Raw genomic sequence first — 19,437 nt, forward strand, 5'->3', positions numbered from 1 at the left:
GGAGCGGCCGGTCCACCGGCCGCTCCCCGTCGGTCCGTCCGGACTCACCGCCGGATCGCGGGTCCCACCGTGCCGAACGTGCGCTCCACGTAGAGCACCGGGTCGCGGGTGGGCGCCAGCTGGGCCGTCCGCACCAGACCGAGCAGGATCACGTGGTCGCCGGCCTCGTACTGCCGGTAGCGGTCGCACTCCAGCACCGCCGCCGCGCCGTCGACCACGGTCAGCCCACCGGCGGTGCGCCGGAACCGGCCCTGGGCGAACTTGTCCTCCCGCTTGCTGGCGAACCGCCGCGCCAGCTCGGTGTGGTGGCTCTGCAGGATGCTCACCGCGAACCGCTCGCAGCCGGCGAAGACCGGGTACGAGTGCGCCGAGCGGGCCAGGCAGACCAGCACCAGCGGCGGCTCCAGCGACACCGAGCAGAACGAGTTGGCCGTGAAGCCGTACGGCACGCCGTCGGCGTCCCGGGTGGTCACGACGGTGACGCCGGTCGGGAAGGACGCCATGGCGGCCCGGAAGTCGGCGGGGTCGAGCGCCTCCCGGCGGGCGTCGGCCCGCTCACGCGAATCCGCTGGGATCATCCTGGTTCCTCTGCTTCCGGTCGGGTGCGGCGAACCTCCCGCACCACGCTGGCCGCCGGTGCTCGAAGGCGGGTCGAACCGGGGTCGGACGCTCCGGCACCAGCGATCCTCGGTCGGTGTTCGAGCGCGCCAGGGTCGGATGGCCCGTGACCCGGTGCCGTGCCTGGAGGGTGGGAGCGATGACGCAGACGGTCGAGCGGACGCTGGAGGAGCCCCGCTGGGTGCTCTGCCCCGGCTGCGCCACGCCGGTGTACGGCCGGCGCTGGCAGCGCAACCTGTACGTCTGCCCGGAGTGCGGCCGGTACACGCCGTTGACCGCGCGCCAGCGCCTGGCGCTGCTGGTCGACGACGGCCGCTACGAGCCGCTCGACCTGGACGCCCGCAGCGAGGACCCGTTGGGCTTCGTGGACACCGTGCCGTACCCGGCCCGGCTGGCCGAGGCGCGGGCCCGCACCGGCCTGCACGAGGCGGTGCTCTGCGCGCGGGGTCGCATCGGCGGCGCCCCGGCGGTGCTGGCGGTGATGGACTTCCGGTTCCTCGGCGGCAGCCTGGGCAGCGCCGTGGGGGAGCTGATCACGCTGGCCGCCGAGGTCGCGCTGGCCGAGCGGACGCCGCTGGTGATCGTCTCCGCCTCCGGCGGCGCCCGGATGCAGGAGGGCGTGCTGTCGCTGATGCAGATGGCCAAGACGGCCGCCGCGCTGGGCCAGCTCGACGAGGCCGGCGTGCTCACCGTCTCGCTGGTCACCGACCCCACGTACGGCGGGGTGGCCGCCTCCTTCGCGACGCTCTGCGACGTGATCCTGGCCGAGCCGGGCGCGCGGCTGGGCTTCGCCGGCCGCCGGGTCATCGAGCAGACCATCCGGGAGAAGCTGCCGCCGGAGTTCCAGACCGCCGAGTTCCTGCGGGAGCGCGGCGTGGTGGACCGGATCGTGCCGCGCGCGCGGCTGCGTACCGAGATCGGGCGGCTGCTGCGGGCGGCGGCGGACGCCGGCACGCCGGAGCCGGCCCCCGCCCCGGACGCCGCCGCGACGGTGCGCGACCCCCACCGGCTGCCCGAGGCGGACGCGTGGGAGCAGGTCCGCCGGGCCCGCGACCTGAGCCGGCCGACCACGCTCGACTACCTGGCCACCGCGTTCACCGACTTCCTGGAGCTGCACGGCGACCGGATCTCCGGTGACTGCCCGTCCGTGGTCGGCGGCGTCGCCCGGCTGGCCGGACGGCCGGTGGTGGTGATCGGCCAGCAGAAGGGCCACACCGCCGCCGAGCTGGCGCGCCGCAACTTCGGCATGCCGATGCCGTCGGGCTACCGCAAGGCGGCCCGGCTGATGCGGCTGGCCGAGAAGCTGCGGCTGCCGGTGGTGACGCTCGTGGACACGCCCGGCGCGTTCCCCGGCGCGGACGCCGAGGAGCGCGGGCAGGCCGTCGCGATCGCCGAGAACCTGCGGCTGATGTCCTCGCTCACCGTCGCGGTCGTCACCGTCGTCATCGGCGAGGGCGGCAGCGGCGGCGCGCTCGGCCTGGCGGTGGCCAACCGGGTGCTGGCGTTCGGTTCGGCGGTCTACTCGGTGATCTCGGCCGAGGGGTGCGCGGCGATCCTCTGGAAGGATCCGGCCGCCGCGCCCCGGGCCGCCGCCGCGCTCCGGGTGACCGCCCGGGACCTGCTGCGCCTCGGCGTGGTCGACGGTGTCCTGGTCGAACCCGACGGCGGCACCGGCGCCGACCCGTCGGCCGCCGCCGACGCGCTGCGCCGGGCCGTGGCGGAGGCGCTGCGCGAACTCGACGGCCTCACGCCGGCGCAGCTGCGCGCCGACCGGCGGGGCCGGTTCCGCCAGTACGGCTCCGCGCTGACCGTGGAGTCGGAGCTGCGGTCGATGACCGGCCCGCGCCGCTGACCGTCCGGATCGCCGCCGACCGACCCGACCCGGGCCCGTCGGCACCGTCGCCGCCCGACCGGGCGGCGTGGAGCGCACGAGGGAGAGCCGTGTTCCGTACCGTCCTGATCGCCAACCGGGGCGAGATCGCCCTCCGGGTCGCCCGCGCCTGCCGGGAGCTGGGCATCCGCACGGTCGCCGTGCACTCCACCGCGGACCGGGACTCGGCAGTGGTCCGGTTCGCCGACGAGGCGGTGCACATCGGACCACCGCCGCCCCGGCAGAGCTACCTGTGCGCCTCGGCCGTGCTGGAGGCGGCCCGGCGCTGCGGGGCGGAGGCCGTCCACCCCGGGTACGGCTTCCTCTCCGAGGACCCGGACTTCGCCGAGGCCTGCGCGGCCGAGGGGATCGTGCTGGTCGGTCCGCCGCCGGAGGTGATGGCGAAGCTCGGTGACAAGGGCTCGGCCCGGGCGATCATGAAGGCGGCGGGCCTGCCGCTGCTCCCGGGCAGCCTCGACCCGCTCGGCCCGGAGGAGGCGCACGCGCTGGCCGACCGGATCGGCTACCCGGTGATCGTCAAGGCGGTGGCCGGCGGCGGCGGGCGGGGCATGCAGGTGGTGACCCGTTCGGCCGACTTCCCCGAGGTGCACCGGCGGACCAGCGCCACCGCGCAGATGCTCTTCGGTGACGGCCGGGTCTACGTCGAGCGCTACCTGCGCTCCGCCCGGCACGTCGAGATCCAGGTCCTCTGCGACGCGTACGGCAACGCGATCCACCTCGGCGAGCGGGACTGCAGCGTGCAGCGCCGGCACCAGAAGCTGGTCGAGGAGACGCCGTCGCCGGGCCTGCCGGCGGGGCTGGCCGAGCGGATGGGCGCGGCGGCGGTGGCCGGCGCGCGGGCGGTCGGCTACGTGGGGGCGGGCACCTTCGAGTTCCTCGTCGACCCCGACGGCGGGTTTCACTTCATGGAGGTCAACTGCCGCATCCAGGTGGAACACCCGGTGACCGAGATGGTCACCGGGGTGGACCTGGTGCAGCAGCAGTTGCGGGTGGCGGCGGGGGAGCGGCTCGGGTTGACCCAGGACGACATCCGTCCCCGCGGCGTGGCCGTCGAGTGCCGGCTCAACGCCGAGGACCCGGAGCGGGACTTCGCCCCCACCCCCGGGCTGATCGAGGAGTTCGTCGCCCCGTCCGGCCCGTTCGTGCGCGTCGACACGCACGCCCACAGCGGCTACCGGGTCCCACCGAACTACGACTCGCTGCTGGCGAAGCTGGTCGTGTGGGCGCCGGACCGGGACGCGGCCATCGCGCGGATGCTGCGGGCCCTCGACGAGACCCGGGTGACCGGGCACCGGATCGCCACCACCCGGGACTTCCTGCGTCGGGTGGTCGACCATCCGCTGTTCCGGGCCGCCGAGCACGACACCGCCCTGGTGGACCGGCTCCTCGGCGCCGAGGCGGTGGCGGCGGACCGGTGACCGACGGTCCCGGGGCGACGGCGCGTCGCCCCGGGGTCCGGCCCGGTTCAGGCCAGCCGGTCGTGGTCCACCGTGCGGGAGCGGACGAGCAGGTTGCCCTCGCCGTCGCGCACCAGCACATCGCGCACCACGCAGCTCGGCGCGATCGTCACGTTCCGCTCGGGCCGGGTGGTGACCACCAGGGCGTAGTAGGTCGCCTGGACCGACCCGTCCTCCCGCGGCTCCAGCCAGAGCTGGTTGAACCAGTGCCGCCGGATCACCGGGTCCTCGGCGAAGCGCTGGTGGAACCGGTTCAGCTCGGCGACGATGCCGTCCCGGCCGAGGGCCGGCGGCTGCTGCGGGGTGTGGGTGAACTCGCCGTCCTCGGTGAACGTCGCCGCGTACGCCGGGAAGTCGCCGCCGTCGAGCAGCTGCATCTGGCGGGCGTGGAAGTGCTGGACCTCGACGTACAGGTCGGTGAGGCTCTGCGTACCGATCATCGTGCTCCTCGTCCCATCGAGAGGGGGCGGCGGCGGGTCGCCGCCGTGGCCCGGCCGACCACGGCCCCACGGTGCCCGGCCCGGCTCGAACCGTCCTCGAGAACGCGGCCAGCGGCCGGGCGTTCCAGGCCGGTTCGACGCCGGCTCGAGGCCGCCGCGCGAAGGTCGGACGGTCATCCGCCGAACCGAGTGGCCCGTGGAGGGACCGTGGAGAGAACCCAGCCGGTCGCAGTCGTGACCGGGGCGACCAGTGGCATCGGGCTGTCCGTCACCCGGCGGTTGGCCCGGGACGGGCACCGCGTCTTCATCTGCTCACGTCACGAGGGGGAGCTGGCCGCGACGGTCAAGAGCCTCGTCGAGGAGGGATTCGACGCCGACGGCGAGGTGTGCGACGTGTCGGTGCCGGCCGACGTGCGCCGGTTCGTGGCCGCCGCGGTGGCCCGGTACGGCCCGCTGGACGTCCTGGTGAACAACGCCGGGCGCAGCGGCGGCGGCGCGACGGCCGAGATCGACGACGAGCTGTGGCTGGACGTGATCAACACCAACCTGAACAGCGTCTTCCTGATGACCAAGGCGGCGCTGACCACCGGCGGCATGCTGGCGCGGGGACGGGGGCGCGTGATCAACATCGCGTCGACCGGGGGCAAGCAGGGCGTGGTGCACGCCGCGCCGTACTCGGCCTCCAAGCACGGCGTGGTCGGCTTCACCAAGGCGCTCGGGCTGGAGCTGGCGCGCACCGGCGTCACGGTGAACGCGGTCTGCCCCGGGTTCGTGGAGACGCCGATGGCGCAGCGCGTGCGCGCGCACTACGCCGACATCTGGGGGGTCTCCGAGGAGGAGACGTTCGACCGGATCACCACCCGGGTGCCCATCGGCCGCTACGTCCGGCCCGACGAGGTCGCCGCGATGGTCGCGTACCTGGTGCACGACGACGCGGCGGCGGTGACCGCGCAGGCGCTGAACGTCTGCGGCGGTCTGGGCAACTACTGAGCGACGGACCGGAAGAGGTTGGCATGAGCCCAGAGAACGACGACGGCACCGACCGGGAGCCGGACCTGACCGCCGCCCTGGACGCCGTCCGGCGCAGCACCCTGCGACTGCTCGCCGACCTGCCCCGGCCGCCGACGGCGCTGCGGATCCGGGCCGGTGCGCTGACCCTGGAGGCGGAGTGGGCGACGGTCGGCGCGCCGGTGGCGGTGGCGATGGCGCCGGCCGCCGACCCGGTGGGCGTGGCGGCGCCGGTCCCCGCGGCCGACGACGAGCCCGCCCGGCACCTGGTGCGCGCGCCGACCGTGGGGGTCTTCTACCGGGCGCCGGAGCCGGGGGCGAAGCCGTTCGTCACCGAGGGGGACATCGTCCAACCGGGCCAGCAGGTGGGCATCGTCGAGGCGATGAAGCTGATGATCCCGGTGCACGCCGACGCGCACGGCACCGTCACCGAGGTGTTGCGCGCCGACGGCGCCCCGGTGGAGTACGACGAGCCGCTGATCGCCCTGTCCCCACTGGACGGGTGAGCGGCCGCCGCGCCCGCACGGCGCCGGCCCGGACCGTGTCCGGGCCGGCGCCGCCGTCACGGCCGGCTGGGCGTGGCGGCCCGGGCGAGCAGGGCCCGGTAGTCGTCCACCGACAACGCGCCGGCGGCCCGCTCCCGTCGGTCGACCACCACGGTCGGCACACCGGTGACCCCGGGCGCGCCGGCCTCGGCGCGGACCTGCGCCGCGTACCGGTCGCCGTCGAGCACCCGCCGGGTCTCCGCCGGGTCCAGGCCGACCTCGGTGGCGAGGCCGACCAGCACGTCGTGGTCGGCCACGTTGACGTTCTCGGTCAGGTGGGCCCGGAACAGCCGCTCGGTCATCTCGTCGCGCGACCCGGCGGCGTCGGCCAGGTGGCACAGCCGGTGGGCGTCGAAGGAGCTGACCGGGCGGGTGGTGGCGAGGTTCAGCTCCAGCCCCTCCTGCGCACCGAGGGTGCGGATCCAGCCGAAGAGCTTGGTCACCTCCGCCTCCGTGCGGCCGCGCCAGCGCACCATCACCTCGCCCAGCGTGAGGTCGGGGGTACGCCGGTGGCCCGGCCGCAGTTCGAAGGCCCGCCAGGTGATCCGGGTGTCCGGGTCGCCGTGGTCGGCCAACGCGCGTGCCAACCTCCGCTTCCCGATCCAGCACCAGGGGCACATGATGTCGGCCCAGACCTCCACCAGCACGGCGTTCCTCCTCTCCTCGCCCGGCCGCTCAGGCGGCCCGGCCGGTGCGGCGCAGCCCCGGGATGAGGACGGCGGCCAGCGCGGTGTGCACGAGCGCGACCGCCACCCGGTCGGCCAGCCGGAAGCCCGGCAGGTAGGGCAGGCTGAGCAGGAACACGAGCAGGGCGACGCCGGTCCACACCGCCCGGGCCCGGGCCGGGGCGGTGAAGCGTTCCAGCACGGCCAGCAGTGCCCAGCCGGCCAGGCAGGCCAGCGCGGCGGCGAAGGTGACCGCGCTGAGGGTCAGCGGTTCGGTCTCGGACGAGGCGGGCCGCTGCGGTACGCGGATCTCGCCGGCCACGGCGTCGGCGACGGCGAACACCACGACCGCGGCGACCACCGCCGCCACGACGACCACGGCCCGGGTGGCCCGGCGCCCCAGGGCGGGGCGGGCCTCTCCGATGGCGCTGCTCATGCTCTGCTCCCTCTGCTTGTGGGTGGCCGGGCCGGTGTCTCAGCCCGGCTCGGGGGTTCCGCCGGCCGGGCTGTCCGGGACCTCCCAGGACAGGTCCAGCGCGGCGATGTACCTCATGTGCTCGGCCTGGAACCGCCGGCCGGCGTCGATGAAGCCCTCGATGAGTGCGAGTTCCTCGGTGGAGTACTTCTCGAAGTTGCGCAGCGACCACGCCACCACCGGCCCGTAGAGCTGCTGGCTGACGTGGTCGGCCAGCGGGGTGAGCCGGACCAGCACCCGACGCCGGTCGGCCGGGTCCTTGACCCGCTCGACCAGCCCGCGCTCGGCGAGCCGGTCGACGACGGTGGTCAGCGCGTTGGGGCTGATGCCGCAGGCCTGGGCCAGGACGCTGGCCGGCATCGGCCCCTCGCTCAGGGCGTCGAGGCACCGCCCGTCGGTGCGGTTGATGCCGATCTTGTGGAAGGCGGCGTCGTCCAGCAGATCGGTCTGCAGGCGGGACGCCCGCCAGGTCCGCATCAACGCGTAGACCACCTCGTCCCGCGTTCTCCTTGACATGGTCACTCCGAACCCCGAATACTTCGGACTTAGAAGGTATCGACTTTCGAACTTTTTCGCTACTGCCTCCCGGTGGGCGTTCAGCACCCGCCGGGGCGCTCCGACGAACGGGACGACATGACCGACAACGTGGCCCTCGCGCCCGCGTCGACGGTGGCCGGCGGAGCCTACCGGTGGCGCTGGGCCGCCTTCGCCGTCGTACTGCTGGCCTCGATCATGGACCTGCTCGACACCCTGGTCACCAACATCGCGGCGCCGTCCATCCGGGCGGAGCTGGGCGGCGGGCCGGCGCTGATCCAGTGGCTCGGCGCCGGCTACACCCTGGCCCTCGCCGCCGGCCTGATCACCGGTGGCCGGCTCGGCGACCTCTACGGCCGCAAGCGGGTCTTCCTGGTCGGCGCGGCCGGGTTCACCGTGGCCTCGCTGCTCTGCGCGGTCGCGACGTCCCCCGGCACGCTGGTCGGCGCGCGGGTGGTGCAGGGCCTGTTCGGCGCCGTGATGCTGCCCCAGGGCCTGGGCGTGATCCGGGCGATGTTCCCGGCGCAGGAGCTGGGCAAGGCGTTCGGGGTGTTCGGCCCGGCGATGGGGCTGGCCTCGGTGGCCGGCCCGGTGCTCGCCGGCGCCCTGGTGAGCGCCGACGTCTGGGGCACCGGCTGGCGGATGATCTTCCTGATCAACCTGCCGCTGGGGCTGTTCGCCGTGGTCGCCGGCGCCCGCTTCCTGCCCGGCGGCCAGACCAGCGGCGCGCGGCGGCTGGACGTGCCCGGCGCGCTGCTCGCCGCCGTGGCCGCGCTGCTGCTGGTCTACCCGGTGGTGCAGGGGCGGGAACTGGGCTGGCCGGCCTGGGCGTTCGCCATGATCGCGCTGTCCCTGGTGCTCTTCGTGGTGTTCGCCCGGATCGAGACGCGGGTGCACCGCCGTGGCGGCGACCCGCTGATCGTGCCGACCCTGTTCCGCAACCGGGCCTTCACCGGCGGCCTCGCCACCGGGTTGGCCATCTTCACCTCGATGGTCGGGTTCGGCCTGGTGCTCGCCGTGTTCCTCCAGGTCGGGCTCGGCTACTCGCCGCTCAGGGCGGGCCTGACCGTGCTGCCGCAGGCGCTCGGCAGCATGGTCGGCTTCGCGTTCGCCGGCGCCGGGCTCTCCGCCCGGCTGGGTCGACGCTCACTGCAACTCGGCATCCTGCTGATGCTGGTCGGCCTCGCCGCGGTGGCGCTGGTGCTGCGGACCGACGGCGCCGGCGTCTCGCCCTGGCACCTCGCCGGACCGCTGCTGGTCTACGGGTCCGGCCTGGGCCTGTTCCTGTCCCCGTTCTTCGACATCGTGCTCGCCGGCGTACGCCCGCAGGAATACGGCTCCGCCTCCGGCACGATGACCGCGATCCAGCAGTTCGGCGGCGCGCTCGGCGCCGCGGTGCTCGGCACGGTCTTCTTCGGCGTGCTCGTCGGGCAGGTCTCCGGCGCGGCCGACACCGGCGCGGCCGACCTGCGGGCCCGGCTCGGCGCGGTCGGCGTGACCGCGTCCGACCAGGACCGGCTGGTGGCCGACGTGCGCGCCTGCGGTCGGGCCGGCGCCCAGGCGAGCGACCCGGCCCGGGTGCCGGCCGCCTGCGCCCGCCTGGGCGAGAGCACCACGCGGGTCGCGGCGGCCAGCGCCGACCCGCGCGCGGTCGGCGAGGCGGTGGAGGCCGCCGCCCGCGACGCCGGCCGGGCCGGCTTCTCCGGCACGCTGGTCCGCACCATCGGGGTCTCCGCGGCGCTGCTGGTGGCGGCGTTCCTGCTGACCATGCTGCTGCCGCCGTTCGCCCGTCGCTGGCAGCCCGGCGGCGGGACCGGCGAGCGCGCCGCCGCCGCGCCTCCCGAACCGACGGCCGCGACCTGACCGGCCGCGCCGACGAGCCGACAACCTCCACACTAGACACCGGCGACCCGCGCCGGCGGAAGGATGACAATGGCCAAGATCGTGGTGTTCAACGAGTACGGCGGGCCCGAGGTGCTGCACCTCGTCGACGCGCCCGACCCGGAGGCCGGCGCCGGCCAGGTGCGGATCCGGGTCAAGGCGGCCGGGGTCCAGCCGTTCGACTGTGCCACGCGGCGGGGTGACTTCGCCGCGTACAACCCGCTGACCTTTCCGGTGCGGCTCGGCAACGAGGTGGCCGGCATCGTCGACCAGGTCGGCGACGGCGTGACCGGGTTCGCCGACGGCGACGAGGTCATCGCCTACCTCGACATGCAGGGCTACGCCGACACCGTGGTGGTCCCGGCCGAGCAGGTGGGCCACAAGCCGGCGAAGATGCCGTGGGCCGAGGCGGGCGTGCTGACCGCGTCCGGGCAGACCGCGTACACCGCCCTGGACGAGCTGCGCGTCGGCGCGCAGGACACGCTGCTGGTCCACGCCGCCGCCGGCGGGGTCGGCTCGTTCGCGGTCCAGCTGGCCAAGGCGCGCGGCGCCCAGGTCGTCGGCACCGCCAGCGAGCGCAACCACGACTACCTGCGGTCGCTCGGCGCGGTCCCGGTGACCTACGGCCCGGGCCTGGCCGACCGGGTGCGGGCGGCCGTGCCGCAGGGGATCACCTGCGCCCTCGACGCGATCGGCGGCGAGGCGTTGGACGTCTCGCTGGAGCTGCTGGGCAGCACCGAGCGGATCGTCACCATCGCCGACTGGGCCCGGTCCGCGCAGCTCGGCATCCGGCGCATCGGCACCGAACGCTCGGCGCAGAAGCTCGACGACCTCACCCGGCTCTGGTCCGAGGGCAAGCTCGTGGTGGAGGTGGCCGAGACCGTGCCGCTGAGCCGGGCGGCGGAGGCGCACTGCCTGGTCGAGACCGGCCACGTGCGCGGCAAGGTGGCACTCGTCGTCGACTGAGCGACGCGCGAACGGCCCCCGGACGCCGAGGCGTCCGGGGGCCGTGCCGGCCGGTCCGGCTCAGCCCACCGGCTGCCGGCGCGTGGCGGCCACCGCGTCGCGGACCCGCTGCCAGCCGGCCACCGAGCGGGCCACCGACCGCGCCCGGATCACCCGGTGCACGTCGGGCAGGTCCACGCCGATGTCGGTGAGCCGGTCCAGCGCCTGCCGGGCCTCCTCGTACGTGCCGTGCACCGTGTCGCCGCGCGGCTCGCCGTACTCGACGACGGCCCGCCAGGTGGCCGGGGAGAGCACGGTGGCCGCGCCGGAGACGACCAGCTCGTCGACGTAGCGGGTCTCCAGGTAGTAGGGGTCGCGGACCTGGGTGGCGGTCCACACCAGCCGGGGCTTCGGCGCGCCCGAGGCGGTCAGCCGGCCCCAGGCCGGCGCGCGCAGCGCGTTCTCGTAGGCCGCGTAGGTCATCCGCGCGGTGGCCAGGGCGGCCGTGCCGCGCAGCCGGGCCGAGTCGTCGGTGCCGATCGCCCACAGCCGCTTGTCGACCTCGGTGTCCACGTCGGCCACCGGCACCGACACCAGCGCCGGCGGGAAGCCCTCGGCCGCGTCCAGCCCTTCGCGGACGGTGTCCAGCGCCGCGCGCATCAGCTCCGGCGCGGAGACCAGCGCCACCTCGACGCCGATCCCGCCGGCCAGCAGCTCCCGGGCCGCCTCGGCGGCGAACACCCGGACCACCACGTTCGGCCGGTCGGCCAGGTCGACGACCCGGCGGGCCTCGGCCACCGCGCCGTCGACGTCGTCGGCCAGCCGCGGGTCGACCTCCACGCTGACCAGGCCGTCGCGTCCGCCGGCGGCGTGGTACGCGGGCAGCAACGCGTCGGCGGCCCGGCGCGCCACCGCGGTGGTGATCCGCCGCACCGCGTCGTCCCCGTCGTCGCCCTCGGTGGCCGCCGGGTCGGCGAGCGCGGCCCGGACCGCGTCGGCGCCGAGGACCAGCCCGGTTCCGGCCGGCGGGTCGGCGGCGACCGCCGCCGGATCGTCCCGCCACACGCTCAGGCCCGCGTCCACGAGCCGGCGGAGGTTGTCCGTCACGATCTGTCTCCTTCTGGCGTCGGCACGCCGTGGCACGGCGTGTCAGGGGATGGCCGGTGGACGGTCAGCCGGCGGTGGTGGCCGGGGTGACGGTGCGCCGCACCATCGCCAGGTGGTTCGGGTCCAGGCCCCAGGTGAACAGCCGCCGGGGGTGAATGCGGATCAGCTCGGGGCTGAGGAACTCCAGCTCCGGCGGGACCGGCTGGTCGACCAGCGCCTCGGCGAGCCCGCGGATCTCGATGCCCCGCACCCGCCACGGGCGGCGGGAGACCACGTCGTCGATGACGAACGACGCCTTGCCGTTGGCCGCGACGTTGCGGAACTTCTGCGTGGTGGCCATCGCCCGGCCGCCGATGTCGATGCAGTCCAGCTCGGCGTTGTACCAGTAGACGACCGGGTTGTTCTGGAGCGTGCCGTTGGGCTGCGCGGTGGCCAGCCGGCCGAGCCGCTGCGACCTCAGGTACTCCAGCTCGTCCTCGGTGAAGATCACGTCATCCTGCCCCTCGTCGGCGTCCGGCCCGCGCCGCGCGCGGCCCGCCGGGTGTGCGGCACACCCGGCGGCCCGATCGTCGGGGCCCCGGCTCGCCCCGGACTGGAGGCCGGGTCGAGGGCGACTCGAACCGGCGGCCTCGACCGGCTCTCGACGCCGGCTCTATCCCCGCCGGTGAGCCTTCGTCGGCAGGACGCGGACGGCCGGACGCCGCCCGCCGTGGCCGCGAGGGCGAGGAGGTGGCCGTGACAGCACGGGCAGACCGGTGGGTGCTGGTGTTCGGGGCGACCGGGAAGCAGGGCGGCGGAACCGCGCGGCACCTGCTGCGGCGGGGCTGGGCGGTGCGCGCCTTCGTCCGGGACCCGGGGCGCCCGGCGGCGCGGGACCTGGCGGCGCGGGGCGCCACCCTGGTCGTCGGCGACCTCGACGACGCCGCGTCGGTGCGCGCCGCGATGACCGGGGCGTACGGCGTGTTCAGCGTGCAGACCCCGCTCGGGCCGGGCGGCGTGCCGGCCGAGGAACGGCACGGCCTGACCGTGGCCGACGTCGCCGGCGAGGTGGGCGTGGCGCACTACGTGCACAGCTCGGTGGGGGGCGCGGAGCGCCCCGAGGGGGTGTTCTGGCGGGAGGCGAAGCTGCGCATCGAGGACCGCATCCGCAAGCACGACCTGCCGGCCACGTTCCTGCGCCCCACCTACTTCATGGACAACTTCGCGCAGTACCCGCCGCTGCGGGAGGGCGACGAGCTGGTCTACCGGCGGGGCCTGGCGCCGGACACCCCGTTGCAGATGATCGCCTCCGGTGACATCGGCTTCTTCGCCGCCGCGGCCTTCGACGATCCGGCGACCGTCGGCGCCCGGATCGAACTCGCCGGGGACGAGCTGACCGGCGAGCAGATCGCCGCCACGTTCGCCCGGCACACCGGCCTGCCCACCCGCTACGAGCCGGTGCCGATGGAGGAGCTGCGCCGGCAGAGCGAGTGGCAGGCCACCGCCTACGGCTGGCTGAACCGGATCGGCTACCACGCCGACATCCCGGCCCTGCGCCGGCAGAACCCCGAGCTGCTTACCCTCGCCGGCTGGCTGTCGCGTACCGGCTGGGCGCCGAGCAGCACCCACAGCGCCCCGCCGGCGGCCGGTGTGCCGCGCAACGGCTGACCCGACAGTGGAGGTGGCGATGAGCGCCGAGTCCGAGACCACGACCCGTCCGCACCGCAGCGGGGAGGAGGTGCTGCACGACGACTTCACCGGTCCGCTCTCGGTCGGTGGGCCCACCTCGCGGTGGCGGCTGCGACCGGTGCCCGGCTTCCCGGCCGGGGACGGGGCGCCGGTCACCGGGGAGGGCGGCCTGACCGTGGTGCCGACCGGGACCGATCCGGGCACCGGCGAGCCGGCGTTCGCCGACCCGCCGCAGCCGCTGTCGGAGACCGACCACCTGCGCTGGGCGTTGATGGCCAACCGGGACACCCCGGCGGGCCTGCCCGGCTTCGCGGTGCCGGCCGGCGGCTTCACGCTGCGGGCGGAGCTGGCCGTGCGGGCGTACGGTCTGGACCGCCACCCGTACGGCGACGCCGTCGCCGACCCGCGCCGGGACCTGCGGCTGGGCGCGTCGGCGCTGATCTGCATGGACCGGGAGACCGGCATGGTGTTCGACTTCATCGTCACCGACCGGTGCGTCTTCGCCGTCTACGAGCGGCTGGCGTTCCCGCCGCACACCTACGGCGGGTTCTCGTTCGCGGTGCCGGTCCGCGACCGCGAGCCGGGGGACGTCCACGACCTGGCCCTGCGCTACGACGCGGACCGGCGCACCGCGCACTGGTACGTCGGCGACGACGAGGTGCTCACCGTCGACCGGATCGGGCACCGCGTCCTCGACCCGGGGTACGCGCTGCGGGACAACGGCCGGCCGGCCGAGTCGGCAGCGCCCCGGCAGCTCACGGTCGGGCTGGCGTTGTTCGCCGACCGGATCTGGGGCCAGGGCGTGCGGCTGGACGTGCGGCGCCTGACCGCGTACCGGGACTGAGCCGGCGCGGGACCGCCAGTGCCCGCCCGGCGGTCCCGCGACCCGGAGTCACCAGGGCAGCCAGGGGTGGCCGCTCGGCGCGTGCCCGGCGGCGGCCAGCACCCCCGCCGACGCCGGGCCGAGGCCCAGCCGCAGGGCGTCGCGCAGGTCGGCCACGGTGTCCACGTCGCGACGCAGGCCGGGCACCGACAGCGACCCGGTCAGGTCGACCGTCCCGGCCGTCGCGTGCCGGGCCCGCGAGCCCGGCCCGTACGCCGGCCGCAGTCGTCGGCCGCTGCGCGCGGTGAGCAGCGTGGTGCCCGTGCCGGGGGCGTCGGCCAGCACCGCCGCCTCGTGCGCCGACGCGGCGGCCAGCGCGTCCGCCAGTTCCGCCGGCCGGGCGGCCGGCAGGTCCCCGGAGAGCACCGCCACCGGCCCGGCGATGCGCGCCGCGGCCGCCCGGACCGCCGCCGACAGCCCGCCACCGGGGTCCGGCAGCACGGGTACGCCCCAACCTCGGGCCACCGGCTCGCCGGTGACCAGGCACACCCGCGCCACCGCAGCGGCGGCGGCGAGCACGTCGACGAGCATCGCCTCGGCGACCGCGCGGCGCAGCCCGACCGGCAGGGCCAGCCGGCTCTTCGCCCGGTCGAGCCGCTTCACCGGCACCAGCACCGTCCACTCCGGCAGCGTCACCGCGGGTCCGGGACGGAGAGCAGCGGCAGCACCTTGGTGCTGTAGAGACTGAGGAACTGGGCCTGGTCCGGGCCGGGAGCGTGGAACACCAAATGCCGGAAGCCCAGGTCGAGATACTCCTGCACGCGGGCCGCGTGCTCGGCCGGGTCGGCGGAGACGATCCAGCGGCTGGCCGCCCGGGCCAGCGGCAGCGCGTCGGAGCGGCGCTGCATCTCGATCGGGTCGTCCACCCCGGTCTTCTCCTCCGGCGTCAGCGCCAGCGCCGCCCAGTGGGCGGTGTCCCGCAGCGCGCGGTCCGGATCGGTGTCGAAGGAGACCTTCACCTCGACGGTGAGGTCGAGCGCGTCCGGGTCCCGCCCGGCGCCGGTGGCGCCCTCGGCCACCGCCGGGAGCAGCCGGTCGGCGTACAGGTCGCGGCCCTTGCCGCTGGTGCAGATGAAGCCGTCGCCGAGCCGCCCGGCGAGCCGGGCCGCCACCGGGCCGCCGCCGGCGACGTAGAGCGGCACCGGCTGCTCCGGCCGGTCGTAGACGGTGGCCCGGTCGGTGCGGTAGAACCGGCCGGCGAAGTCGACCCGGTCCTCGCGCCACAGCCTGCGGATCAGCTCGACCGCCTCGGTCAGCCGGGCCAGTCGCTGCGCCGGCGGCGGCCACGGGGCGCCCAGCGGCGCCTCGTTGAGCGACTCGCCGGACCCGACGCCGAGCACCACCCGCCCGGGCGCCAGGCAGCCGAGGGTGGCGAAGGCCTGCGCGACCACCGCCGGGTGGTAGCGGAACGTCGGCGTGAGCACGCTGGTGCCCACGACGATCCGCCGGGTACGGGCGACCAGCGCCCCCAGCCAGGGCAGCGCGGCCGGGGCGTGACCGCCGTCGTGCCGCCACGGCTGGAGGTGGTCGCTGACGAAGACCGAGTCGAACCCGTGCTCCTCGGCCCGGACCGCGTACTCCAGCAGTTGCCGCGGGCCGAACTGCTCGGCGGAGGCCTTGTAGCCGAACCTGACCATCTGCCACCCCTGTCTGTCGGTGGCTCGACGATCTCCGGTGCGGTTCGGGGCGGCCTCGAACCGCGGTCGAGACCGGGCGGTGTTGGAAGGTGATCAGTGTCCACTTGCCGACCGGCCGCGCGTGCGCCGGCTCCTATGGTCCGCTCGTGACGCTTTCCACCACCGCCGCGGACCGGGCGTGGGTCCGCGAGGTGGCGACCGGGATCGGCGCCCTGCGGGGGCGCGCGCTCGTCGACACCGTGCTCGCCGCCGTGGCCCACCGCCTGCGCAGCGAGCTGTCCACCTACGCGGAACTGGACCTGGCCACGCTGCGCCTGCCCGACCTCGCCGCGGACCGGCCGGTCGACCGGCCGCTGGTGCGGCGGATGCACCACCAGCTCACCGACCATCCGCTGTTCGCGCCGACCGTACGCCGGTCGCACCCGTACCCGGCGGGGCCGCTCCAGGTCACCGACGTGCTGTCGGAGCGGCAGTGGCGGCGGCACGCGCTCTACCGCGAGGTGTTGGCGCCGCGGGGCATCGGGGCGCACACGGTCGCCCTGGTGGTCGGCCCGACGCCGGTGTTGAGCTGGTACCAGTTCAACCGGGACCGGGTCTTCGACGCGCGCGAGATGGACCTGCTCGGCCGGTTGCAGCCGGCGCTGATCGCCGTGCACCGGTGCGTGCGGCTGCCCGGCGGGCCGGTGCCGCCCGGCGGCGCCGGCCTGACCGGGCGGGAGGTGGAGGTGCTGCGCGGCATCGCCGACGGCCTGACCGTGCCGGCCACCGCGCGCCGGCTCGGCCTGGCCGCCGGCACCGTGCGCAAGCACCTGGAGAACGTGCACCGCAAGCTGGGCACCTCCGGGCCGGTCGCCACCGTCATGCGGGCGGTGGCGCTCGGCATCCTGGAGGTGCCCGGCCCGCGGGCCTAGATGGTGGCGCAGGGCAGCGGCGCGTTGCGGCAGGCCGCGATCAGCGAGGCCACCTCGACCTGACCGATCCGCCGGTCGGCCAGCACCACGTCCACCACGTACGCGGTGTCGGTGACCGGCAGGTCCACCACCACGTCCGCCTCCTTGGCCCGGGGGTTGTCGTGGGCCTTCTCCTTGCTGCCGTAGACCCGCGTCGCCAGCGGGTCGTCCAGCCACAGCGTGTCCAGCACGGAACCGCCGGAGTCCCGGACCACGAGCTGGAACGGCCCGCCCGTGCCGCGCAACGACGAGGCGAACCCGCTGTCGATCTCCAGCAGGTTCGGCGTCGCGGCGCGCGCCGACACGCGCAGCCCGAGCCGCAGGTGGGTGCCGGTGGTCGGGTTCGCCGGGTCGACGGTCGGCGCCGGCACCACCGGCGCCGCGCCGGCCGCGGTGGTCCCGGTCCGGGTGGCCACCGCGGCGGCGCCCAGGAACGGCACCGTGAGCGCCGCCGCGAGGAGGATCCGGATCCGTCGGTTCAGCATTGCCCTCTCCCGCATCGTGCGAAGGTCGCCTCGGCGGCCCGGATGTCGTCGGCCCGCTCGACCGAGTTGTCGATCATGACGTCGGCCATCGGCCCGTCGCTGCGCCACCAACCGGTCGGGCTCACCCCGTCGGTGATCTCGTTGCAGGTGCGCGCGTCCGACCCGCCGCGCTGGCAGGCCGACAGCGAGGGGTAGGTGTTGCGCCCGTCGCCGTAGGAGTAGCCGCCGTCGCAGCAGTACTCGTCGCCCTCGTGGTAGGCGCTGTGGTGCAGTTCGTGCCAGCCCACGATCGGCGAGTCGGCGCTGAACACCGCGCCGGAGGCGTTGTCCCGGCAGTTGACGGTGTGCAGCACGCCGTTGGTCTCGGCGAAGCTGACCGGGCTGAACGGCCCGCGCCGGCACAGCGCGTCACCGTCCGGGCTGACCGTCACCTCGACCGGCACGTTCTGCACCCAGATGCCCACCTGGGACCAGTGCGTGCCGATCGAGCTGGGGAACACCCGCGAGCGGATCCCCAGCAGCTGCCACGCGTTGTCGTCGACCGCGTTGCCGAACTGCCGCGCGCCGTCCAGCGTGGACGTGTCGTAGCCGCTGCCGGGCGCGTACGCCACGTCGATGGTCTGGTTGAGCGGCCGGGTGTTCACCCGCCCGTCCGAGCCCACCACCGCCGGCACGCTGGCCCGCCACAGCGGCACCAGGGTGACCTCGGGACCCTGCGACGGATCCGGCGGGTTCAGGTCGGTGATCCGCCAGTCCGCGGTCGCGGTGCGCATCTCCGGCACCCCGTCCGCCTCGCTGGCGGTGACGCGGTACGCGACCGCCTCCCCGGCGAGGATGTCCGACGGGATCACCGCCTGGCACTCGGTCGTCTGCACGCAGGTCTTCACCACCCGGGGCGCGTGGGTGACCGGGCGGCCGATCCAGCCGGCCGGGCTCATCTCGACGGTGATCCGGGCCGCCGGTCGCGCGGTGTGGTCGGCGGCGACCACCTTGGCCCGGATCGACGTGCCCGGCACGGCCTGCGGGTTGACCGCCGGGACGCCCGGCTCGGCCAGCGCGTACACCTCCAGGCCCGGCGGCGGGTCGCTGACCGGCACGACCCGCGAGGCGGCCGGGAACGCCCGGCCGTCGTCGGCGGTGCCCTCCAGCGTGAACGTGTAGCTGCCGGGGGTGGCCCAGGAGCCGTCGGCGTGCCGGCCGTTCCAGGAGAACGAGAGCGGGCCGGCGGCGCGGCGCTGGTCGGCGGTGCGGTACACCTCGGTGGCGCCGCGCAGCACCCGCATCCGGAACGTCCCGGCCGCCGAGGCGACCGCGCCGATGACGATCGGGCCGCTGCGGTACTGCCAGTTGGTGGCCGGTTGGCTGGTCATGCCGGTGAAGGCCAGGCCGACCCGCTGGATCACCCGCGCCTGGGTGGTGCGCGCCGACGCGCCGTCGACCGGGTCGGCGACGGTGATCGTGTATCCGCCGACCGCCGCGTACGACCCGTCGGACCAGCGACCGTCCCAGGTGACGTTGAAGACACCGCCGTAGAACGGCGCCTCGAACAGCACGAACGACGCCCCGGTCGCCTGCGCGGTGACGGTGAACCGCAGCGCGGAGGGCACCGACAGGGTGCCGCTGACGGTCAGGATCTCGCCCAGTCGCGGGTCGAACTCGCGGGGCGTGCCGCCGGGCGGCGGCGACGAGATGGCGATGGCGGTGGGCCGGGGTGACACCGACACGGTGAAGATCGCCCGGGAGGGGCCGCCGCTGGTCGTCCACCGGGACGTGCCGGACCGGCCGCCGAGCAGGTTCGTCGTCGCCCAGTCCTTGGCCGTGCCGGCGTTGAGGTCGGCCTGGTCCCGGCTGCCGCCCTCGGTGGAGTCGTCCTCCCACAGCTCGAAGTTGACCCGGAAGTTGCCGGTCACCGAGCGCCCGGCGCACACCGTGCTCGGGGTGACGATGTCCGTCCCGCCGGCCGCCGGCAGCGCCATCTCGCACCGCAGCTGCTGGCCGTCGTCCTGCGTGATGATCGCGACGCCGAAGAGTTCCGGGGTGTCGCACACGACCAGCCAGACCCGGTCCAGGCACTCGGTGGTGTGCATCTCGTCGACGGTGACCGTCACCGTCGAGCCGTAGCTCGCCGCGGCCGGCGTGGCCGGCAGCGCGGTGGTGACGGCGGCGCCGACCACCATGGCCAGCGCCGCCGCCAGGAACGGCCGCAGCCGTTGACGTATCCGTTTCACGCGCGTTCCCCCCTCGTCCG

At 75.4% G+C, this 19,437-nt stretch carries 20 protein-coding genes; 9 read left to right on the top strand and 11 right to left on the bottom strand.

Going from position 1 to position 19,437, the window contains the following annotated elements; translation table 11 throughout:
• Positions 1-44: 44 nt before the first annotated feature.
• Positions 45-578 carry a flavin reductase family protein gene (locus tag CO540_RS01345; RefSeq protein WP_099160566.1) on the bottom strand — a complete coding sequence of 178 codons (534 nt, stop codon included), beginning with the start codon at positions 576-578 and terminating at the stop codon, positions 45-47.
• A 179-nt stretch (positions 579-757) separates the two neighbouring features.
• Here CO540_RS01345 and accA point away from each other — a divergent pair, with 179 nt between their 5' ends.
• A complete protein-coding gene (accA, locus tag CO540_RS01350; RefSeq protein WP_099160567.1) occupies positions 758-2,470 on the top strand; it encodes an acetyl-CoA carboxylase carboxyl transferase subunit alpha in 1,713 nt (570 codons plus the stop codon).
• A gap of 89 nt (positions 2,471-2,559) precedes the next feature.
• Positions 2,560-3,927, top strand: a complete 1,368-nt coding sequence (locus CO540_RS01355; protein WP_099160568.1) for an acetyl/propionyl/methylcrotonyl-CoA carboxylase subunit alpha — start codon at positions 2,560-2,562, stop codon at positions 3,925-3,927.
• 47 nt (positions 3,928-3,974) lie between these two features.
• Here the strand turns inward: CO540_RS01355 and CO540_RS01360 are convergent, their stop codons facing one another.
• Positions 3,975-4,406 carry a nuclear transport factor 2 family protein gene (locus CO540_RS01360; protein ID WP_091573955.1) on the bottom strand — a complete coding sequence of 144 codons (432 nt, stop codon included), beginning with the start codon at positions 4,404-4,406 and terminating at the stop codon, positions 3,975-3,977.
• A 207-nt stretch (positions 4,407-4,613) separates the two neighbouring features.
• Here CO540_RS01360 and CO540_RS01365 point away from each other — a divergent pair, with 207 nt between their 5' ends.
• Both CO540_RS01365 and CO540_RS01370 read left to right on the top strand, forming a co-directional pair.
• The gene (locus CO540_RS01365) at positions 4,614-5,396 is read left to right on the top strand and encodes an SDR family NAD(P)-dependent oxidoreductase (protein ID WP_099160569.1); all 783 of its coding nucleotides are present in this window, start codon (positions 4,614-4,616) and stop codon (positions 5,394-5,396) included.
• Positions 5,397-5,419: 23 nt separating this feature from the next.
• Positions 5,420-5,920 (top strand): biotin/lipoyl-containing protein, encoded by a 501-nt coding sequence (locus CO540_RS01370; protein ID WP_099160570.1) that lies wholly within the window; start codon positions 5,420-5,422, stop codon positions 5,918-5,920.
• Between the two features lie 56 nt (positions 5,921-5,976).
• Here CO540_RS01370 and CO540_RS01375 read toward each other — a convergent pair whose 3' ends face one another.
• The 3 genes from CO540_RS01375 to CO540_RS01385 are packed head-to-tail and all read right to left on the bottom strand — an operon-like array spanning position 5,977 to position 7,615.
• Entirely contained in the window at positions 5,977-6,606 is a 630-nt protein-coding gene (locus CO540_RS01375; RefSeq protein WP_099160571.1) for a DsbA family oxidoreductase, read from the bottom strand.
• Positions 6,607-6,634: 28 nt separating this feature from the next.
• Positions 6,635-7,060 (bottom strand): DUF6069 family protein, encoded by a 426-nt coding sequence (locus CO540_RS30685; protein WP_157779041.1) that lies wholly within the window; start codon positions 7,058-7,060, stop codon positions 6,635-6,637.
• Positions 7,061-7,099: 39 nt separating this feature from the next.
• Positions 7,100-7,615, bottom strand: coding sequence for a MarR family winged helix-turn-helix transcriptional regulator (locus CO540_RS01385; RefSeq protein ID WP_141561870.1), 516 nt, complete (start codon positions 7,613-7,615; stop codon positions 7,100-7,102).
• Between the two features lie 117 nt (positions 7,616-7,732).
• Between CO540_RS01385 and CO540_RS01390 the strand changes: the two genes are divergently transcribed.
• The gene (locus tag CO540_RS01390) at positions 7,733-9,496 is read left to right on the top strand and encodes an MFS transporter (protein WP_099160573.1); all 1,764 of its coding nucleotides are present in this window, start codon (positions 7,733-7,735) and stop codon (positions 9,494-9,496) included.
• Between the two features lie 69 nt (positions 9,497-9,565).
• Positions 9,566-10,480 carry an NADP-dependent oxidoreductase gene (locus CO540_RS01395; protein WP_099160574.1) on the top strand — a complete coding sequence of 305 codons (915 nt, stop codon included), beginning with the start codon at positions 9,566-9,568 and terminating at the stop codon, positions 10,478-10,480.
• A gap of 60 nt (positions 10,481-10,540) precedes the next feature.
• Here CO540_RS01395 and CO540_RS01400 read toward each other — a convergent pair whose 3' ends face one another.
• Positions 10,541-11,566 (bottom strand): transaldolase family protein, encoded by a 1,026-nt coding sequence (locus CO540_RS01400; RefSeq protein ID WP_157779042.1) that lies wholly within the window; start codon positions 11,564-11,566, stop codon positions 10,541-10,543.
• A 64-nt stretch (positions 11,567-11,630) separates the two neighbouring features.
• The gene (locus tag CO540_RS01405) at positions 11,631-12,056 is read right to left on the bottom strand and encodes a PPOX class F420-dependent oxidoreductase (protein WP_091573963.1); all 426 of its coding nucleotides are present in this window, start codon (positions 12,054-12,056) and stop codon (positions 11,631-11,633) included.
• A gap of 245 nt (positions 12,057-12,301) precedes the next feature.
• Between CO540_RS01405 and CO540_RS01410 the strand changes: the two genes are divergently transcribed.
• Positions 12,302-13,213, top strand: coding sequence for an NmrA/HSCARG family protein (locus tag CO540_RS01410; RefSeq protein WP_253866341.1), 912 nt, complete (start codon positions 12,302-12,304; stop codon positions 13,211-13,213).
• 19 nt (positions 13,214-13,232) lie between these two features.
• The gene (locus tag CO540_RS01415; RefSeq protein ID WP_157779043.1) at positions 13,233-14,078 is read left to right on the top strand and encodes a DUF6081 family protein; all 846 of its coding nucleotides are present in this window, start codon (positions 13,233-13,235) and stop codon (positions 14,076-14,078) included.
• Between the two features lie 48 nt (positions 14,079-14,126).
• On the opposite strand, the gene cofC is transcribed toward CO540_RS01415, so the two are convergent.
• Together cofC and fgd are read right to left on the bottom strand one after the other, a co-directional pair.
• Positions 14,127-14,753 (bottom strand): 2-phospho-L-lactate guanylyltransferase, encoded by a 627-nt coding sequence (gene cofC, locus CO540_RS01420; protein ID WP_099160578.1) that lies wholly within the window; start codon positions 14,751-14,753, stop codon positions 14,127-14,129.
• On the bottom strand, positions 14,750-15,754 hold the full coding sequence (gene fgd, locus CO540_RS01425; RefSeq protein ID WP_099160579.1) for a glucose-6-phosphate dehydrogenase (coenzyme-F420): 1,005 nt from the start codon (positions 15,752-15,754) through the stop codon (positions 14,750-14,752). Before fgd ends, cofC begins: the two co-directional genes overlap by 4 nt.
• Before the next feature lie 146 nt (positions 15,755-15,900).
• Between fgd and CO540_RS01430 the strand changes: the two genes are divergently transcribed.
• Entirely contained in the window at positions 15,901-16,665 is a 765-nt protein-coding gene (locus CO540_RS01430; protein ID WP_099160580.1) for a helix-turn-helix transcriptional regulator, read from the top strand.
• Here CO540_RS01430 and CO540_RS01435 read toward each other — a convergent pair.
• Both CO540_RS01435 and CO540_RS01440 read right to left on the bottom strand, forming a co-directional pair.
• Positions 16,662-17,189, bottom strand: coding sequence for a hypothetical protein (locus tag CO540_RS01435; RefSeq protein ID WP_099160581.1), 528 nt, complete (start codon positions 17,187-17,189; stop codon positions 16,662-16,664). The two genes, CO540_RS01430 and CO540_RS01435, sit on opposite strands and share 4 nt — an antisense overlap.
• Positions 17,183-19,417, bottom strand: coding sequence for a hypothetical protein (locus CO540_RS01440; protein WP_099160582.1), 2,235 nt, complete (start codon positions 19,415-19,417; stop codon positions 17,183-17,185). The genes CO540_RS01435 and CO540_RS01440 overlap by 7 nt, the downstream gene beginning before the upstream one ends.
• Between the last annotated feature and the right edge of the window lie 20 nt (positions 19,418-19,437).

This window comes from Micromonospora sp. WMMA2032 (assembly GCF_002688545.1).
Lineage (GTDB): Bacteria > Actinomycetota > Actinomycetes > Mycobacteriales > Micromonosporaceae > Micromonospora > Micromonospora sediminicola.

What these genes read in the sequence shown, in the direction of transcription:
- CO540_RS01345 (WP_099160566.1), bottom strand. Translation starts at nt 578, where the DNA reads ATGATCCCAGCGGATTCGCGTGAGCGGGCCGACGCCCGCCGGGAGGCG.
- accA (WP_099160567.1), top strand. Translation starts at nt 758, where the DNA reads ATGACGCAGACGGTCGAGCGGACGCTGGAGGAGCCCCGCTGGGTGCTC.
- CO540_RS01360 (WP_091573955.1), bottom strand. Translation starts at nt 4,406, where the DNA reads ATGATCGGTACGCAGAGCCTCACCGACCTGTACGTCGAGGTCCAGCAC.
- CO540_RS01370 (WP_099160570.1), top strand. Translation starts at nt 5,420, where the DNA reads ATGAGCCCAGAGAACGACGACGGCACCGACCGGGAGCCGGACCTGACC.
- CO540_RS30685 (WP_157779041.1), bottom strand. Translation starts at nt 7,060, where the DNA reads ATGAGCAGCGCCATCGGAGAGGCCCGCCCCGCCCTGGGGCGCCGGGCC.
- CO540_RS01385 (WP_141561870.1), bottom strand. Translation starts at nt 7,615, where the DNA reads ATGTCAAGGAGAACGCGGGACGAGGTGGTCTACGCGTTGATGCGGACC.
- CO540_RS01390 (WP_099160573.1), top strand. Translation starts at nt 7,733, where the DNA reads ATGACCGACAACGTGGCCCTCGCGCCCGCGTCGACGGTGGCCGGCGGA.
- CO540_RS01395 (WP_099160574.1), top strand. Translation starts at nt 9,566, where the DNA reads ATGGCCAAGATCGTGGTGTTCAACGAGTACGGCGGGCCCGAGGTGCTG.
- CO540_RS01415 (WP_157779043.1), top strand. Translation starts at nt 13,233, where the DNA reads ATGAGCGCCGAGTCCGAGACCACGACCCGTCCGCACCGCAGCGGGGAG.
- fgd (WP_099160579.1), bottom strand. Translation starts at nt 15,754, where the DNA reads ATGGTCAGGTTCGGCTACAAGGCCTCCGCCGAGCAGTTCGGCCCGCGG.
- CO540_RS01435 (WP_099160581.1), bottom strand. Translation starts at nt 17,189, where the DNA reads ATGCTGAACCGACGGATCCGGATCCTCCTCGCGGCGGCGCTCACGGTG.